The sequence below is a fragment of the Rhodococcus sp. FG69 genome, from assembly GCF_057808915.1.
The window spans coordinates 1-16,632 of record NZ_JBMDIX010000039.1 but is presented as its reverse complement, the minus strand read 5'-3'; the positions used below and the strand labels follow the sequence as shown (position 1 = coordinate 16,632).

The following is a 16,632-nucleotide window of genomic DNA, read 5'->3' as shown; positions in this document are numbered from 1 at the left end:
CAGGTGAGCGAAAACCTCGACCGGATCGACCGGTTGATCATCGACGAACTCGTCGCGGACGGGCGTGCCACCCTGGCAACCCTCGCCGAGAAGGCAAGTCTGTCCGTGTCGGCCGTGCAGTCGCGAGTGCGCCGACTCGAGTCCAGACGCGTCATCCGCGGGTACACCGCGCAGGTCGATTCAGAAGCACTAGGGCGACCGTTGTCGGCGTTCGTCGCCATCACTCCGATCGATCCGGCGCAACCCGACGACGCACCGGCCCGGCTTCGGCACATCAGCGCCATCGAATCGTGCCACTCCGTAGCCGGCGAAGAGAGCTACGTTCTACTCGTTCGAGTGGAATCCCCACGCGGCCTCGAACATCTCCTGCAGGAAATTCGCGCTACCGCGAACGTGCGGACTCGCAGCACCATCATTCTGCAGACCTTCTACGACCGATGACCCGGTCCGGAGTCCGGAAGGTACTGTCCGCCGTTCTTTCCTACGGCGTGGTCGGGCTCGTCATGTGGCTCCTCTACCGCACTGTGGGCAGCTCTGACGAGGTGTCGAATGCCATCGACTCCATCTCGCTCGCTCAGGTACTGATCGTGTCGGGACTAGGGCTCGTGTATCTCGCGTCGATGTTTCGGCCGATGGTCTACACACTTCCCGGATTGTCCATGCGCCAAGCCGGCGTGGCCCGCACAGCATCGCTTGCACTCGCCAACACCGTCCCCGAAGGCGGGACCGTCGCAACAGGTTTGACCTTCGCGATGTACCGGTCCTGGGGATTCGGACTGTCCGACAGTACGACGTCGATCATCGCGATCGGTATCTGGACCAACCTGTCGCGGTACGTGCTGATGTCCATCGCACTGGTCGTGCTCGTGACGTTCGGTTCCGTGACCGGCTCCACGGTACTGATCGCGGTAGGGGCATGTGTCGTCGTGTCGGCCGTCTGTCTGATGATCGCGTTGATCATCACCAACGACGGATTCGCGCGCCGAATCGGCCGGGTGCTCACGCGATTCCGTAACGCACTGGCCAGGCGGTTCACCAGGATCGGACCTCGAGACATGGAACAGGTCATCGCCGATTTTCGCGTCGACCTTCTCGGCCGAGTGCGCACGTGCTGGCGTGCGCTGACGGCGACCATGTTGCTGTCTCAGCTACTCGGAGCGCTGGTGCTCGGCGTCGCAGTTCGGATGTCGGGACTGGGCCACGACGAGATCGGCTGGGATCGTATCGTCATCGCATTCGGCGCGATGTGGCTCGCTGCGTTCGTCGCACCGACTCCTGGTGGGCTCGGCGTGGCGGAGGCCGCGCTCATCGCGGTGCTCGGTGCCGGACTGGCCGCGAGCGCGCAGGCGGAACTCGTTGCTGCCGTTCTGCTGTTCAGGTTCGCAACGTGGTTCCTACCGATTCCGCTCGGGTTGATCGCGTACCTCTACTGGAGGTTGACGAAGAACTGGCGGGTCCCCACCGAACTGGCTCCGAGGATTCAGCCGTCCAATGATCTCCATACCCGTTCCGAGGACAAGGGCAACTCGTAGAGACGTGAGCCGACGGCGTCCTTGATCGCATTCGCCAGCGCCGGGGCGACCGGGTTGTACGGCGATTCGCTCATCGATTTCGCGCCGAACGGACCGAGCTGATCGTAGGTGTCGGCGAAGAAGACTTCGGTGCGCGGTATGTCCGCGAACTGCGGAACGTGATAGCTACGAATGGAATCGGTGACGACCGTGCCGGCTCCGTCCGTCTTGATCTCCTCGTACAGTGCAGATCCGATGCCTTGGGCGACCCCACCCTCGATCTGCCCGCGGCACTGCTGCGGATTCATGATGGTTCCGGCGTCGGCACTCTGAACGGATTGCAGGATACGCACTGTGCCGGTCGACTCTTCGACGGCAACGCGGAACGCCTGCACGTTGAAGGCCAACGACCGCGGAACGCCGCCACTGTCGCCCACGGTGACGAGAGTTCCGCCGGAGGCGGCCAGGATCTCCGGCAAGGAAACGAACCGTTCGCCGCACTGGACGCCCTCGGGGCCGAGTTCGCAGGACTGCGCCGCACACCCGGAGGCGGAGGCAGCGAGGTCTCGAATGCGGCCGGACATCGATTGCGCTGCTGCGTACAACGCCTTCCCTGCCACCACGGTGCCTGCCGATCCGAACGCGCCGGTGTCGTATGTGGTGGCGTCTGTGTCCGATTGACGGACAACGATGCGCTCCGGCGATGTGCGCAGTTCCGTCGCCGCGATCTGAGTGTGCACCGTCGTCGTCCCGTTCCCGAACTCTGCTGTGCCGACACGAATCTCGTAGCAGCCATCGCTCAGCAACGCAATCGACGCCTCCGCGACGTGGCCACGCGGGGGGATCGTCGCGATCATGGCCACGGCCATTCCTTCGCCGACCTTCCACCCGTCGGGTGCGCCGGCACCGTCACCCGATCGCAGAGCACGTTCCGTGAGATCCAGGCACTGGTCGAGGCCGTAGCTACCGAAAATCAGATCATCGCCCTCGACGTGCGCGGCGACAATCGGGTCGCCTGGCACGACGACGTTGCGTCTGCGGAACTCGAACGGGTCGATGTCCAGGTCGCGGGCAAGATCGTCCAGGGCGGACTCGACGGCAAAAATCACCTGGCCCAGTCCGTACCCGCGAAAGGCGCCGGAGGGAATGTTGTTGGTGTACACGGACCTGGCATCGACCCGCTTGTTCGCGCAGCGGTAGAGCGCCACCGACTCGCTGCACCCGTGAAACATCACCCCGGGACTGTGATTACCGTACGCACCGGCGTCGGTGACGACGTCGATGGCGAGGGCGGTCAACCTACCGTCGGCGGTCGCGGCGGCAGTCACGTCGATCTGGAACGGGTGCCTGCACGGTGAGACGGTGAATTCGTCCGTGCGGGTGAACTCGAACTGGACCGGGGATCCTGTCTTCAATACCGCAAGCGCAACGACGTCCTCGGTCAGCAGTTCCTGCTTGCCGCCGAATCCACCGCCGACCCGAGCTGTGAACACACGTACCTTGTCCTGGCCGAGCCCGAATATTTCGCAGATTTCGTCGCGCACGAGGAACGGAACCTGGGTGCTGGTACGCAACGTCAGTCGACCCTCGTCGTCGATCCACCCGATGGTGCCGTGCGTTTCGAGGTGCACGTGCTGTATCCGCTGTGTTCGGTAACGACCGGTCACTACTGCGTCGGCGGCCGCGACAGCGGAATCGACATCCCCGGTACCTCCGTGCAGTTCGGCGACGAGATTGCGTGAGGGGTCACCGATCCTCGACTCGGGTCCCTTGTCGCCGTGCACCAACGGCGCCCCCGGCAACGACGCCTCGGCGGGATCGAACACCGCGGGCAAGGGTTCGTACTCCACGACTATCGCTCGGCACCCCGCTTCGGCCGCAGCCAGTGTGTCGCCGACAACGACGGCCACCCGCTGGCCCTTGAAGCGCATCACGGTGTCGATGAGGCGAGTGTCGTCAGGATCGTCCGTGCGTTGATCGTGCCGAGCCGTCGAATACACGCGATCGGGACTGTCGGCCGAGGTGAGGACGAGTCTGACGCCGGGCATTGCCTCGGCGGCAGAAGTGTCGACTCGCACGACGCGTGCGTGCGCGTGCGGACTCTGCAGCACGCTCGCATGGAGTAGCCCCGTGGGGGTGTAGTCCAGCGTGTACGGTTCGGTGCCGGTGACGATTCTCGTAGCCGCCGGTGCCGACAGCGACCGACCCGACGACGGACCTTCGGTGGGCTTCTCGGTGTTCACCACCCCGCGCAGAGCGTCCTCGATCGACCGGTATCCCGTGCAGCGACACAGGTTCCCCTTCAAACGTTCCGGCAGCTCGTTCATGTCGCCTGCGTCCAGCGTCGACGCAGTCACCACCATGCCTGCTGTACAGAAGCCACATTGGAATCCACCGGCCTCGACGAACCGTCGCTGAAGGGGGTGCAGATCCTCGGGCGTGCCGAGTCCCGCTACCGTGACAACCTCTCGACCTGCCGCGCGGAACGCCGGAAAAATGCACGAGTGCACCGGTTGTCCATCGACGAGCACCGAGCACGCACCACAGTCGCCGGCGTCGCATCCCTTCTTGACCTCGAAGTGCGCATGGTCACGCAGCATCGTGCGCAGGCACTGTCCCGGTCGAGGGGAACATTCGGTGGGTCTTCCGTTGATGCCGACCTTCACGTCAACTCCTCGAGTATCTCCTGGGCCGACCGCAGACTGATGTGCCTGCGCCAATCCGGTGCGCCGTGTGGATCGTCGTACCAGGCTGCGCCCGGAATGCCCTCTGCCAGAGTGGAAACCAGCTCGGCAGGCCGCGGAGGCGTCGGGAATCGGAAGACGTAGGGGCGGGTGGTCGCCGCCGTCACCGAGAGTACGAATCGACCGTCGAGATCCATGCGCCCGATGACGACCGCTGCAGACCGACCGAGCGGTGACAGAGCCGTTTTTCGAAACGCGGTGCGCGCGGACAGTGCCCGCTCGGGCAACTCGATACTGCGCACGACGTCACCGATTCGCAGAGCGTTCTCGTGCGGACCGGTCACCAGGTCCACGACGGGGATGCGGTAGTCGGCGCCGTCGGAAGACCAGACGAACGCGACGCCGTCGAGCGCGGTAGCCATCGAGATCATCGCGCCCGCAGGCAGTGACAAGCAGATGTTCCCACCGACCGTCGCAACCTTCCAGATCTTGAACGACGCGAGCAGGGCCGTTGCACACTGCTCGAAGAGAACGGTTGCAGGCCAATCACGGTCGAAGCGTGCTCGGGCTAGTTGTTCGATGGTGCACGTCGCCGCGATGTCGAGGCCGTCTCCCACCGTGATCGGATCCCAACCGAGCGCGGTGATGTCGACCAGGCGTCGTAGATGGTCCTGTTTTTCCGACATCAACCAGGTCCCGCCCGCCATGACGGCGGTGTCGATGTGGCCAGGGGGAAGCCCCGACCTGCCGTCGGGAATCACGACGTCCTCGATAGTCCCCAGGTCCACGCGTCACCACCTTCACATGCAAGTCGTCGTCAACCCTAGTAAACAACTGTTACGCGGGAGGAGTACTGATGCGATACGACGGAAACGCAGCCGAAACACGTCCTCGCTATTGTCCGTTCGTACAAACAAGGGGCAGGCGAGGGGGGATACGTGCAGGTCAAGGACTTGCTCGACGTGCCGGAGTTCGGCATCAGACTGCTCACCACCGACCTGGACGCGCTCGACCGGACAGTGCGGTGGACGTTCACCACGGACCTTCCCGATCCGTCTCGCTACATTGCCGGCGGCGAACTCGTCATCACGGGGCTCGTCTGGCGGCGCGAGCCCGGCGATTCCGAGAGCTTCGTCGCCGCGGTGTTCGGCTCGGGCGCTACGGCATTGGCTGCCGGCGAGGGATTGCTCGGCCACATACCCGACGATCTCGTCGACGCGTGCGAGCGTCACGGCCTCCCGCTCCTGGCGGTACCCGAATCGGTGTCCTTCGGCGATCTCACGGAGTTCTTGGTCGGACGTGTCGCGGGCGACCGAATCGCCGCACTCAATTCCTCGTTGATGCGTCAGCGGCATCTGTTGACGGCGGTGGCAGAGGGCCGAGCTCTCGACGAGCTGGCGCTGCACACCACCCGCGAAACAGGGATGCAGTGCTTGATCTTCACCGCGACGGGCCGTCGTTTGGTCATCGAGGCCACACCGTTCACCGACGCCGATGTCGATGCGCTCACCCATCGCGCATTGTCAGCCCTTCGCCTGCCTGCCACCGTGAGCCTCGACGGCGGTCGTGAATACAGCATCTTCGCTGTCGGGGCGTCGCTGTCGTCGCGCGCGATGCGCTGGTTCATCGCAGCTGCGGGCAACTTCGAGGAATTCAGTCCGCCCATCGCCGATGCGTTCGGTCAGCTCGCGTCGATCGCGGCACTCGATCGGGCCCGTCGGGAAGAAGGTCGCCTGGTGCGTCGCGAAATCGCCGATCAGGCGGTGCGGTTGCTCGAAGAGGATTGGTCCAAGGCCGAAACTCTCGTCCGTATTCGGCAAGCCGGAGTGGATCCGGATCGGCCGCTGGTGGTGATCAGCGCGGCGTTCGTCGGTCGAGGCGACATGAACGAATTGCTCAGGACAGTTCTGTCGGACACTCTCACGTCCTTCGGCGGGCGATGTGTCGGAGGCGGAACCAAAGGAGACATCGTCGGAATCGTCGCGACGAAGGGCCTCGACATTGTGCCTGTTCTACGGACGCGTTTGCGAAGACTGGCTCCTGGTATCGGCCGCGCCAGACTGGTCGTCGGAGTCAGCTCCGAGGTGACCGGAGCCGCCCTCGAAGGAGCGATCCATGCTGCGCGGCACGCTGCGGACGTCGCCCGAGCCAGTGAGCGGCAAGTGGCGGTCGTTGCTGCAGGTGACTTGGACTCGGCGTTGTCTCTGGTGTCGATACTTCCCGACCGGGTCCGACGTGAATATGCGGTGCGAGTACTGGGGCCGGTGCTGGAGTACGACGGAGATTCCGGGCTGCTGGAGACCCTGCGTGAGTTTCTCGCGCAAGGTGGGTCGTGGAACCGGACTGCCGAAGTGTTGCACGTGCACCTGAACACGGTCCGGTACCGGATCAAGCGAGTCGAGGAGTTGCTGGGGCGCGATCTCGGGTCGACGACCGACCGGCTCGATGTGTTTCTGGCGCTCGAGTCGGTGGGTACGCCCGCCACCTAGAATCGCCCGTATGGCTTTCACCGGAATCCCGTTTGCTGCGCTCGATTTCTACGAGGACCTCGAAGCTGACAACAGCAAAGTCTGGTGGAACGCTCACAAGGATGTCTACGACCGATCTGTGAAAATTCCGATGACGGCACTCGCGGCCGCGTTGGAGCCGGAATTCGGCCCGGCCAAGCTGTTTCGGCCGTACCGCGACGTCCGATTCTCCAAGGACAAGACGCCGTACAAGGCGCATCAGGGCGCGTTCGTCGCGAGGGGACCGAGCTTGGGGTACTACATGCAGATCGACCCGGCAGGGTTGTTCGTCGCTGGCGGGTTCTACGGCGCGACCACCGAGGGGATCGCCAGATTCCGCGAAGCCGTCGACACCGAGGTCCGCGGAGCGGAGCTCGAGGGCATCGTGGCCGCCATGCGGAAGTCAGGGTTCGACATCGGCGGAGACCAGCTGAAGACGAAGCCTCGGGGCTACGAGGCGGACCATCCGCGGATAGACCTGCTCCGGCACAAGACGCTTACGGTCAGCAAGCACTTCGGTTCACCCCCGTGGCTGGAGACTCCCGACGCTGCGGTCCGTATTCGAGATGCGTGGCGGAACATGGCGCCGTTGGTCGAGTGGGCGGAGCAGGTTCTGCAGTAGGGCCCCGGCCCCAGTGGCACGAATAAGTGCATTGGGATGCACTTATTCGTGCTACTGGCGCGGAGCGCCTACCCGACTACTGGCGCGGAGCGCCTACCCGACTACCGAGTACGTGCGCCAAGCAGATCCGCCGTCGGGAGCGTCCTCGCGTTCAACGGTGGCCTGGATGAGGCCGTACGGACGGTCGTCGGCGTTGAAGACCTCGTTGTTGTTCTCGACGCCGAAACGGCCGATGTCGTAGAGGAAGTGGTGCTTGTTCGGCGCGGACATGCGGATCTCCGCGATGAACGGGTACTTCTCGAGCACGGCTTGGCCCATTGCGTACAGCGTCTGCTGCAGGGCGAGCGATTGCAGGTTGGCGAACCGTTCGACCATCGCTGCTTTGACCCCGGCGTACACCGCGTCCCAGTCCACATCGGTACGCGTGTACCGCCATTGTGCGGTCAGCGACGTGGCCATCACTCGGTCGTGGGTCGGTTCGAGCACTGTCAGTTCGTCTGCGAGGAAGCCCGCGAACTCGGAGCCTGTGGACTTGAGAATGATCAACTCCTTGAAGCCGCTGATCACCCAGGTGCGCTGATTCTCGCTCTTGCCCTCGACGGTCACGGCGGAGGTTCTGATCTCTTCACCCTTTCGCGTCCAGGTGTGGTTGTGCTCGGCGCCGTCGATCACGACTCGTTGCCACGCGTACTCCTCCAGCTCGATACGCGCCCCCTCGACGGGTTCGACGTCGTCGACGTAGTGGCGAGCGAGATCGAGACCGTAGCTCTCAATGTGCAGCACACCCTTCGCCTTGGCATAGGTGTAGGCGGTCTGCTTCTGGGTGTCGGTTGGGAGCACGTTCGACTGATCGCCGACGAGGTGTGCGGGGGAGAAGTCTCCGCGTAGGGCGCTGGAGACGTTGATGTCGTGGATCTCGTGTCGAGGGGTGTCTCGGTAGATGCGCACGACGCGATTCTCGGCCTTGCCGTACTGATTGGCGCCGAGGACGATCTTGCCGTTCAGGTCGGTCATGTCAACTCCCGCGATAGGTCGAATAGGCGAACGGAGACAACAGCAATGGAACGTGGTAGTGCGCCAGCGGGTCGGTGACGGTGAACGAGATCGTCACCTCCGGATAGAACGTCGGCGTGCCGAGTTGCTCGAAGTACTGTCCGGTGTCGAACGAAAGTCGGTACGTGCCGGAGTCGATCGGTCCAGACAGCAACTCGGCAACCCGTCCGTCTCCATCGGTGGCTGCGGTCGAGATCTCACTGTTGGTCCCACTGAAAAGCGCAACTCGAATACCGACGGCAGGCTGGCCGCTGACCGCGTCGAGAACGTGGGTGCTCAGCCCGCTCATTCTTCCGGTCCCAGCATGCGGTTCAGCCGAATTCTGTTGATCTTTGCCAGTTCCACTCGCAGTACCCGCCGCTCGGTCTCGGGGTCGTTCCCCAGTCTCTCCTCGAGGATAGCGAGCAACTCCGGAGCAGACCGGCCGGTAGCGCACACCAGGTATACGTGGCCGAACTGGGCCTCGTACTTGCGGTTTGCTTCGGCCAGCGCCGTGAGCACAGCGGCGTCGGCGCTCTGTACCGCTGCCTGTTCGCGCTTGGACGACGCGTTGTCGGCCTTGTCTCCGATCCTCGGATGTCCGTCGAGCGCATTGTCGACCTCCGCTTCCGACAGCTCCGCGAGAACCCGATCGGCTCTGTCCAGAAGCTGATCTCGGGTGGAGTAGGGACGGGAGCCGGCGACGCGTCGCGCCCAGATCGACGACGAGCAGCACTCGAACAATGCGTGCATCGCTTGTCGATCCGAGAGCCTGTTCAAGCCATCCAGGCCTATCCATTCGTGTAACAACGCATCTCGCTATCTGTACTCGGTGAGGCGACCGAATCGGGCTGCTGCGATGGGGTTGGCATCGGCGACGAGGTCATCGAAGCGGTAGTTCGCGATCTTGGCGATCTCGATCATCGCGAACGAACGTTCCGCGGCCGTCGCGTTCTCGATTCTGGACCACCCATTGGCAAGCACTCGATCGTATCGTTCGGTCTCGCGCGCGCAGATCACGAGGGGAAAGCCGAAGTGCTGCCGATACTCGGCCGCAAGTTGAACGATGTTCTCGTGCTCGTCTTCTTCGAGGTTGGACAGACCGGTGTGATCGGACGCGTTGAGCGTCCCGGTCGCATCTTCACTGCCCAGGTCGGGGTAGTTGTTGATGAGTTCGAGCTGCTCCTCCGTCGTGCCCGCCAGCAGGGACTCCTGGAAAGCCTCGCGCAGGCTGTGGGCGTCGGCGAACGGGGCCTGCTGGTACGCACGCTCGACCACCCACGGCGTGCCCTGGACGAGACCGCCGAAGGTGGCTGCGAACTCGTCCGGCGTCATGGCGTTGACCTTGTCGAGGGTGATGCCCTTACCTGGGCCTCCCGCCACAGCCTGCCCACGACTTCCGACGTGGAAGAACAGGACGTTCAGCACGATCGCAGTAACGGCGCCGAGGACGATTCCGCTTCCGAACAGCATCTCCAACCACGCTGGGACACCTTCGGAGACGCTCGGCTGAATCGTCACCAGCATGGCCAGACCGAGGCTGGTCGCGACGATGATGAGGTTTCGGTGGTCGGTGAAGTCGACTTTCGAGAGCGTCTGGATGCCGACGACGGCGACCGTCGCGAACAGTGCGAGCGCTGCGCCACCCAGGACGGGAGGTGGAATCGACGCGACGACTGCCGCGGTCTTGGGTAGAAGTCCGAGCAAGATCATGATGCCGCCTGCCGCCGCGACGACCCATCGGCTCCGAATGCCGGTGAGGCGAACGAGTCCGACGTTCTCCGAGAAGGCCGTGTACGGGAACGAGTTGAAGGTGCCACCGATGACCGTTGCGACACCGTCCGCGCGGAGAGTAGCCGCGATATCGTCCTTCTTGATGCGTTTGCCGACGATCTCTCCGGTGGCGTAGACACTGCCTGTGGTCTCGACAGCAATGATGAGCATGACCACGATCATCGAGATGATGGCGATGAGACTGAACTTGGGGGCACCGAACAGGAACGGCTGGGTGAAGCCGACCCACGACGCTTCACCGGTCCCGTCGAAGCTCATGTCTCCCAATACGAATGCGACGGCGCTGCCGATCATCAACCCGAGAAGAACGGCGATCGTCGCCATGAACCCTTTGAAGAACCGCTGGATCAGCACGATGATCAGCAGGGTGCCGATGGCGTAGGCCATCCATCGACCGTTGGTCGGATCTTGTTCGTGTGTAGCAGGATTGGTGACTGCGTCGTTCACTGCGACGGGCAGCAGTGCAACACCGATGATGGTGATGACAGTGCCGGTGACCACGGGCGGGAAGAACCGCAGCAGCTTGCTGAAGTACGGAGCCATGAAGAACGTGACGAGGCCGGCGACTATCACCGCCCCGTAGACGTACAGCAGCCCCTCGGTGCCTCCGCCGTTGGCCATTGCGATCGCGATGACCGGTGACACGCCTGCGAATGTGACGCCCTGCAGCAGAGGCAGCCGCACACCGATCTTCCAGAAGCCGACCGACTGGATGATCGATGCGATTCCGCATGTGAACAGATCTGCGTTGATCAGGTGGATCAGCTGTTCGTTGGTAAGACCGATGGCGCTGCCGATGATGATCGGCACCAGGACGGCACCCGCATAGAACGCGACGACGTGCTGGAAGCCGTAGGCCGCAAGCTTCGGAACGGGCAAGACTTCGTCGACGGGATGAACACGGCGACGTTTGGTGGGTTGGACGGACATGTGGACACCTCGCGGTAGCAAAGCAGGGCATGAATTCCTGCGGCGCTGCAGGAGAAGTGCTCTCAGAATCCGGCATCTCGTCGGTTGTCGCGAGTCGAGAGGGCACAATAATCACCGTCCACCGGGCCGCAAGCCTTGTACGAACATCCAAACGGAGGGTGCCGGGTGTCGGAAGACGCAGTGGGAGTGGTGCTGGCCGCCGGTGCCGGCAGGCGGTACGGCTCCCCGAAGGTCCTCGCACATGGCGGCGACTGGCTCGATATCGCCGTGCGCGCGCTACTGGACGGCGGCTGCGAGAAGGTACTCGTCGTGCTCGGTGCTGCCGACGCGCCGATGCCTGCCGGTGCCTCCGCCGTCGAGGCGCTGGACTGGGCGTCGGGTATGAGCGCATCCCTGAAGGCGGGTCTGTCGGCGGCAGGCGACGCAGACTTCGCGGTACTGCACGTCGTCGACACTCCCGATGTCGGATCCGAGGTGGTACGGGCTGTGCTGGCAGCTGCCCGTGCGTGCGATTCGGGCATTGCACGAGCAGTGTTCGACGGTTCGCCCGGTCATCCCGTCGTCCTGGCGCGTCGGCATTGGGAAGAGGTCATGTCCGCGTCGACGGGCGACAAGGGTGCGCGAGAGTTTCTGCGAGGTCGCAACGACGTGGTTGTGGTCGAGTGTTCCCAGTGGGCGACGGGTGTGGACCACGACTACCGTTCGTGACCGATGTGCAGGCCGCAGGCATGATGGCGCCATCGTCGCGTGTCGATGGCGAACTGCGGGAGTTCGAACTCACCTCCCGTAGGCGCTCGGCGGTACGCCGATGAGTTCGGTGAACTCGCGCGAGAAGTGCGCCTGGTCGAACCAGCCGTATCGTGCGGCCAGGTCCGCGAGCGATCCGTCGTACCCGTCGTCCAGTTCGGTCACAACGTCGTGGATGCGGTACCGCGCGAGGACCCACTTGGGTGGCGCTCCGATGTATTTCGCAAATAGTCGTTGCAACCGACGTGCGCGGATATTGCAGTGTTCCTCGACCTGCGTGACTCGAATCAACGTGCGATCGTCCAACATGGCCGCGACGATGCCGAGTAGTTCATCGTATTCGGGATCGGTTGTCCAATTGAGGTTTTCCAACGCCGAGTCTGCACTCTCGCGACAGGCGTCGGCCCTCAGGTGCGGTCCGAGTTGGGCCAACGCGTCGACCGTCGCTGTCGGAATCGAGGATGGCGGAGACACCGGTGCATCTCGGAGAGACTTGGCATCGGCACCGGTCAGGCTGGTGAAGCCGCCGGGGCGAAATTTGATACCGAGGACCCAACCGGTCGCGGCGAGAGTCACGTCGAAGCGGCGGGTGAGAACGCCGGTCACGACGACGGGTCCGCCGAGAGCGGCGACACCGTCTCGCACCCAGCCTTTCTCGACGCTGAGCGTGTGCGCAGGATGTGGAAGTGTCGAACTGCAGTACGACGTCCCGGCCGGAAGATCCCAGTGCAGCATCCAGTAGTTCTCCACCCAGGGCGTGAGCGACGGCGCGCACGGCAGCCTGACGAGGTCGACATGCCGGGCCAACTGATCGGGTCGCAAAACACCTGCGCCCGTCGATGTGGAGCCTGTCGGATTTTTACTAGCCGTCATGGGCCGACTCTAGAAGGCTGGACCGACACGCAACGACTTCTCGAGGAGACCGAACATGACAGATACTGCCGTCGCCAAGCTCGAAATGATCACGCTGGACTGTGCGGACCCCGAAGCGAGCGCATCGTTCTGGTCGTCCCTGCTTGGGTGGAGCATCGTGCACGCCGAAAAGGACTACGCGATGCTCGCCGGACCTTCTCACGCGCTCGGCTTCGGCCGCGTCGAGGACTATCACGCTCCGGCGTGGCCTAATCCGAACGGCAGCAAACAGTTTCACTTCGATCTGTCGGTGGAAGACCTGGACTCCGCGGCACGCAAGGCCGTCGAACTGGGCGCGACACTGCCCACCGATCAGCCGGGGGAGACCTGGCGCGTACTCCTCGACCCGTCCGGGCATCCGTTCTGCCTGACCAAAGCGGAGAACTGGGGCTGAAGGACACTGGTTCCCGGGCGTTCGCCGGTGCTCGGACGCGAGCACCGGGCCGCCGTCATCGCCGTCATCGCCGTCATCGCCGTCGCGACGGGGAACAGAGGAGCCCGAGATTGACTTCGCAGTCCCGACGACGTTGTGCGTTCGCCATGGGCGGATGTGGATCACAACTTTCGCTCTTGACCGGTATGCCGTGGAATAGGCATGATACGGGCCAACGTCGCGTGTCGATGACGGACTGCGTCAGACATGGAGGCGTCGTACTGCCCCGGAGGCAGCGTTGTCCATCTCGTTCGATCACCTCATCATCGTGTCCAGGCACCACCTCGACAGCTCGAAGTTCTTCAGGGACTTGTTCGCCCTGCCGGAAGCAGAATCGTGGGGGCCGTTCTCGAACGTCCAACTCGATGATGGGACATTGATTCAATTTGCGTCCCCGGAAGTCGACAAAGTCCAGCGTCAGCATTACGCGTTCAGAGTCGACGACAAGCTCTTCGACGCCGCATACCGCCGGCTTCTCCACTGGCACACCGAGCATTGGGCAGACCCTCGGATGACCGAGCCGGGGCGTGTCAATCACGGGCACGGCGGCCGGGGCGTCTACTTCCTCGACCCGAGCGGACACCTCATCGAGGTGCTGACCCGGTCGTATCTCGGTGAGAGTCGGTGATCGGCTCGAGGTTCTCCGTGCGGTCGGCCGGGACGTTGCCGACCAGCACCTCATTGCACCAATTTCTTTGTCGGAGGTGTGTTGTAACTTCTGCGCCATGGAGCAACTGGGAGATGTGCACAGCGCCGACGGGCTCTCCGACCAGGAGATCATCAGCGGCATTGCGGCGATCACCCAGGCCGAAAGTAAGTCGGCTGCGCACAAATTCGCACTGCTTGCGCAGTTCTCATGCCGCGGTCTCAACCTGAAGCTCGGGTGCTCCAACCCATCGCACTGGCTCGCTGACGGAACACGTGTTGCACGGGGCAACGCCGATCGTCAATTCGACACTGCCAACTGGCTCACCTCATGGCCGACGGTTATCGACGCACTCGCGTCCGGCGACATACATTCAGCCCACGTCAAAGAAATCCATGACGGCTACAAGCACATTCGCGCCTCCGATCCCACGCTGAGTCAGCAACGGATCGCCGACGCCGTCACGGACCTACTCGACACCGCCTTCGTCAGCACCTCGAACAGAGTGCGCGAGCGAGCGCAGGAGCTGGGGCACGCCGCAGCGGACGACGCACGTGCACGCTACGAAGAGAAGAGGCGCGAGCAAGCGCAACGTAGACAGCAGGAGCGTGATCAGGACATGCCGACCCGCGAGCGCGAGGACGACGACCGTCGGCCCGATCAGGTCGACGACGATCGTCTCGATCCGCCGCCGCTCCGGGTATCGGAGAATCCTGCACTGAACAAGCTCGATCTGTTCTTGCACAGCAACGGTCGCACCACCATCCGAGGGGATGTGGACGCCGTCCTCGCCGAGAAGCTTCGGGCATCTTTGTCGAAGCACTCACACCCGCGACCGTCCGACGGCGCACGTGACCCCCGGAGCGCCTCCAAGCGCAACGCTGACGCGCTCGACCACATCCTCGACAAGAATCTGCGCGGACAATCGGGCACCGGTACGTCGCCCACCCGTGTGAACGTCACTGTGAAGCTTCGTGACCTACTGGCGAAGGCAGCCGCCGGAAGTGCATGTCCAAGCAGCGGTGCAACAGCACCCGCCGCGAAGGAATCGGGCCCGTCGATGGGCGATCCAGAATGGCCCTTTCACCTCGACTGGACCGGACCCATCAGTGCTGGCCTTGCCCGACTACTCGCGTGTGACGCTGACCTCCAGCCAATCATTCTCGACGACCACGGCATTCCGCTCGCCATGGGTCGCGCTGTGCGCCTGGCCACGCCAGAACAACGCGTAGCGGTCAAAGTCCGCGACCGCTGCTGCGTCAAATGTGGTCTGCCTGCGCAGTGGTGTCATATCCACCACTTAGTGTTCTGGAGCAACGACGGCGCAACGGATCTCACCAATCTTGTTCTGTTGTGCGGCGATTGCCATCGAGACGTCCACAACAATGGCTGGACGGTGGACATCGGCGATGATGGGCACCCCTATGTCGTCCCGCCGGCCTCAATTGACCCCGAGCGTAAACCCGTCCCCAGCTATCATCGTCGCCGAAAACCGGCTGCGTAGATCACGCTACGACCGTCGCCTCGCATGGTCCGTAGACGCCCAGAATCCCAGACACGTCCAGAATCCCAGACACGCTCAGCACCCTAGTGTTTCCGCGAGATCGGCGATCGAATCGACGCTGTAGGTCCAATCCGATTCTGCGGCAAGGTCGGTAATCTGTGCGTCCCCGTGTTCGAGGGGGCGACGGACGAACGCCGTCTCGAAGCCGCAGTCCCTGGCTGCAGCCAGATCGCTGTTGTGGGCAGCGACCATCATGCAGTCCTGCGGAGCAAGCCCGAGGATGTCTGCGGTGCGGAGGTAGGCCTCGGGCGTCGGCTTGTACGCGCGGGCGGCTTCGGCGCCGAGGATCGCATCCCACGGCAGCCCGGCGTTCTTTGCCATGTCGAGGAGTAGCGAGATGTTGCCGTTGGACAGGGGTGCGACGACGAACCTGGACTTCAAGCGCCCGATGCCCTCGACGGAGTCGGGCCACGGCTCGAGTCGATGCCACGCGAAGTTCAAGGCATTGACTTCTTCGTCGGGCAGGGTGATGTCGAACTCCGACAGTACTGTTCGCAGGCTCTCCCTATGCAGGTCGTCGAGGCGAGTGAAGTCTCGGACGCCTGAGCGCACCTGCTCCATCGCGGGCTGATACAGACTGCGCCAGCGATCGGCGAAGGCGTAGGAATCGGTGTGGGAAGGGAGTGCTGCCGCGCAGTGGGCAGCGATGCTCGTGCGCCAATCGACCACTGTGCCGAAGACATCGAACAGCAGAGCTTTCGGCACCCTTGCTTCTGTGGACACAGCTAGCGGTCGCGCCTCTTCGAGCGGTCCCCGCCGAACAGCAGGGCGCCCGCCAGCGGGATGAGGAGGAAGAACAGCCAGCTGTTGGACACCGGCACGACGAAGAACAGAATCAACGCGATGATGGGAGCTGCGCCCATGACTGCCTTGCGCCAATCCCAGCCGTCGTCGGCGGAGGGCTGGGCGGGGGTCGTGGCGGGCTCGGTCGACCTCGAGATGTCGAGCGGACGCGAGTCGGTAGGCGCGAGCGAGGGAGTCGGAAGGTCTGTGAACACCGAATCGAGTTGTCCGCGCGTCGTCGCGGCTGCGACCACCGCGCTACGCTCGTCGAATTCAGGGAGAGTGAGACGTCCGTCGCTGAGATGCTGACTGAGGTTCGAGAGCGCCTGTTCACGCTCGGCCGTACCTATGCGAACGTCCGGGTTGTCTGCCATGACAGACAGACTAACCCGGACGTCGCGTACTTTTAGTACTACTTCAGTTCGGCGAGGACGGTGCCCTGGGTGATGGCGGAGCCTGGTTGCACG

Annotated in this window: 17 protein-coding genes; 8 read left to right on the top strand and 9 right to left on the bottom strand. The window is 63.5% G+C overall.

The window, feature by feature from the left end:
* Window positions 1–3: 3 nt before the first annotated feature.
* Both ACODSO_RS23995 and ACODSO_RS23990 read left to right on the top strand, forming a co-directional pair.
* A complete protein-coding gene (locus ACODSO_RS23995) occupies window positions 4–441 on the top strand; it encodes an Lrp/AsnC family transcriptional regulator (RefSeq protein ID WP_068380711.1) in 438 nt (145 codons plus the stop codon).
* Entirely contained in the window at window positions 438–1,532 is a 1,095-nt protein-coding gene (locus tag ACODSO_RS23990; RefSeq protein ID WP_489039174.1) for a lysylphosphatidylglycerol synthase transmembrane domain-containing protein, read from the top strand. Before ACODSO_RS23995 ends, ACODSO_RS23990 begins: the two co-directional genes overlap by 4 nt.
* Here the strand turns inward: ACODSO_RS23990 and ACODSO_RS23985 are convergent.
* Window positions 1,481–4,177, bottom strand: coding sequence for a molybdopterin-dependent oxidoreductase (locus ACODSO_RS23985; protein WP_489039173.1), 2,697 nt, complete (start codon window positions 4,175–4,177; stop codon window positions 1,481–1,483). The genes ACODSO_RS23990 and ACODSO_RS23985 overlap by 52 nt on opposite strands.
* A complete protein-coding gene (locus tag ACODSO_RS23980) occupies window positions 4,174–4,983 on the bottom strand; it encodes an FAD binding domain-containing protein (RefSeq protein WP_489039172.1) in 810 nt (269 codons plus the stop codon). The genes ACODSO_RS23985 and ACODSO_RS23980 overlap by 4 nt, the downstream gene beginning before the upstream one ends.
* Window positions 4,984–5,133: 150 nt before the next feature.
* Between ACODSO_RS23980 and ACODSO_RS23975 the strand changes: the two genes are divergently transcribed.
* Both ACODSO_RS23975 and ACODSO_RS23970 read left to right on the top strand, forming a co-directional pair.
* A complete protein-coding gene (locus ACODSO_RS23975) occupies window positions 5,134–6,684 on the top strand; it encodes a PucR family transcriptional regulator (RefSeq protein ID WP_489039171.1) in 1,551 nt (516 codons plus the stop codon).
* Window positions 6,685–6,694: 10 nt separating this feature from the next.
* The gene (locus ACODSO_RS23970; protein ID WP_489039170.1) at window positions 6,695–7,324 is read left to right on the top strand and encodes a DUF2461 domain-containing protein; all 630 of its coding nucleotides are present in this window, start codon (window positions 6,695–6,697) and stop codon (window positions 7,322–7,324) included.
* A gap of 93 nt (window positions 7,325–7,417) precedes the next feature.
* On the opposite strand, the gene pucL is transcribed toward ACODSO_RS23970, so the two are convergent.
* Genes pucL through uraD (ACODSO_RS23950) form a run of 4 tightly spaced genes read right to left on the bottom strand, consistent with a single transcriptional unit; the run spans window position 7,418 to window position 11,080 of the window.
* Window positions 7,418–8,338: a factor-independent urate hydroxylase gene (pucL, locus tag ACODSO_RS23965; RefSeq protein ID WP_489039169.1), complete on the bottom strand. Its 921-nt coding sequence runs from the start codon at window positions 8,336–8,338 to the stop codon at window positions 7,418–7,420.
* Between the two features lies 1 nt (window position 8,339).
* Window positions 8,340–8,666: a hydroxyisourate hydrolase gene (gene uraH / locus ACODSO_RS23960; protein ID WP_489039168.1), complete on the bottom strand. Its 327-nt coding sequence runs from the start codon at window positions 8,664–8,666 to the stop codon at window positions 8,340–8,342.
* Window positions 8,663–9,166 carry a 2-oxo-4-hydroxy-4-carboxy-5-ureidoimidazoline decarboxylase gene (gene uraD, locus ACODSO_RS23955; RefSeq protein WP_489039167.1) on the bottom strand — a complete coding sequence of 168 codons (504 nt, stop codon included), beginning with the start codon at window positions 9,164–9,166 and terminating at the stop codon, window positions 8,663–8,665. Before uraD (ACODSO_RS23955) ends, uraH begins: the two co-directional genes overlap by 4 nt.
* 9 nt (window positions 9,167–9,175) lie before the next feature.
* The gene (gene uraD, locus ACODSO_RS23950) at window positions 9,176–11,080 is read right to left on the bottom strand and encodes a 2-oxo-4-hydroxy-4-carboxy-5-ureidoimidazoline decarboxylase (protein ID WP_489039166.1); all 1,905 of its coding nucleotides are present in this window, start codon (window positions 11,078–11,080) and stop codon (window positions 9,176–9,178) included.
* Between the two features lie 165 nt (window positions 11,081–11,245).
* Here uraD (ACODSO_RS23950) and ACODSO_RS23945 point away from each other — a divergent pair, with 165 nt between their 5' ends.
* The gene (locus ACODSO_RS23945) at window positions 11,246–11,788 is read left to right on the top strand and encodes a nucleotidyltransferase family protein (RefSeq protein WP_489039165.1); all 543 of its coding nucleotides are present in this window, start codon (window positions 11,246–11,248) and stop codon (window positions 11,786–11,788) included.
* Between the two features lie 69 nt (window positions 11,789–11,857).
* Here the strand turns inward: ACODSO_RS23945 and ACODSO_RS23940 are convergent, their stop codons facing one another.
* Complete coding sequence (locus ACODSO_RS23940; protein ID WP_489039164.1) at window positions 11,858–12,700, bottom strand: DUF6597 domain-containing transcriptional factor; 843 nt, start codon at window positions 12,698–12,700, stop codon at window positions 11,858–11,860.
* A gap of 55 nt (window positions 12,701–12,755) precedes the next feature.
* Between ACODSO_RS23940 and ACODSO_RS23935 the strand changes: the two genes are divergently transcribed.
* The 3 genes from ACODSO_RS23935 to ACODSO_RS23925 all read left to right on the top strand — a co-directional run bounded on the left by ACODSO_RS23935 (window position 12,756) and on the right by ACODSO_RS23925 (window position 15,322).
* Window positions 12,756–13,133 carry a VOC family protein gene (locus ACODSO_RS23935; RefSeq protein WP_489039163.1) on the top strand — a complete coding sequence of 126 codons (378 nt, stop codon included), beginning with the start codon at window positions 12,756–12,758 and terminating at the stop codon, window positions 13,131–13,133.
* 277 nt (window positions 13,134–13,410) lie between these two features.
* Complete coding sequence (locus ACODSO_RS23930) at window positions 13,411–13,800, top strand: VOC family protein (RefSeq protein ID WP_489039162.1); 390 nt, start codon at window positions 13,411–13,413, stop codon at window positions 13,798–13,800.
* 97 nt (window positions 13,801–13,897) lie between these two features.
* The gene (locus ACODSO_RS23925) at window positions 13,898–15,322 is read left to right on the top strand and encodes an HNH endonuclease signature motif containing protein (RefSeq protein WP_489039160.1); all 1,425 of its coding nucleotides are present in this window, start codon (window positions 13,898–13,900) and stop codon (window positions 15,320–15,322) included.
* A 75-nt stretch (window positions 15,323–15,397) separates the two neighbouring features.
* Here ACODSO_RS23925 and ACODSO_RS23920 read toward each other — a convergent pair whose 3' ends face one another.
* The gene (locus ACODSO_RS23920; RefSeq protein ID WP_489039158.1) at window positions 15,398–16,105 is read right to left on the bottom strand and encodes a haloacid dehalogenase type II; all 708 of its coding nucleotides are present in this window, start codon (window positions 16,103–16,105) and stop codon (window positions 15,398–15,400) included.
* A gap of 2 nt (window positions 16,106–16,107) precedes the next feature.
* Window positions 16,108–16,539, bottom strand: coding sequence for a DUF1707 SHOCT-like domain-containing protein (locus ACODSO_RS23915; protein WP_489039157.1), 432 nt, complete (start codon window positions 16,537–16,539; stop codon window positions 16,108–16,110).
* Window positions 16,540–16,632: the final 93 nt, after the last annotated feature.

Excerpts from the sequence above, each read along its gene's own strand:
- pucL (WP_489039169.1), bottom strand. The coding sequence starts at position 8,338 with ATGACCGACCTGAACGGCAAGATCGTCCTCGGCGCCAATCAGTACGGC.
- uraD (WP_489039166.1), bottom strand. The coding sequence starts at position 11,080 with ATGTCCGTCCAACCCACCAAACGTCGCCGTGTTCATCCCGTCGACGAA.
- uraH (WP_489039168.1), bottom strand. The coding sequence starts at position 8,666 with ATGAGCGGGCTGAGCACCCACGTTCTCGACGCGGTCAGCGGCCAGCCT.
- ACODSO_RS23970 (WP_489039170.1), top strand. The coding sequence starts at position 6,695 with ATGGCTTTCACCGGAATCCCGTTTGCTGCGCTCGATTTCTACGAGGAC.
- ACODSO_RS23990 (WP_489039174.1), top strand. The coding sequence starts at position 438 with ATGACCCGGTCCGGAGTCCGGAAGGTACTGTCCGCCGTTCTTTCCTAC.
- ACODSO_RS23940 (WP_489039164.1), bottom strand. The coding sequence starts at position 12,700 with ATGACGGCTAGTAAAAATCCGACAGGCTCCACATCGACGGGCGCAGGT.
- ACODSO_RS23935 (WP_489039163.1), top strand. The coding sequence starts at position 12,756 with ATGACAGATACTGCCGTCGCCAAGCTCGAAATGATCACGCTGGACTGT.
- ACODSO_RS23925 (WP_489039160.1), top strand. The coding sequence starts at position 13,898 with ATGGAGCAACTGGGAGATGTGCACAGCGCCGACGGGCTCTCCGACCAG.
- ACODSO_RS23915 (WP_489039157.1), bottom strand. The coding sequence starts at position 16,539 with ATGGCAGACAACCCGGACGTTCGCATAGGTACGGCCGAGCGTGAACAG.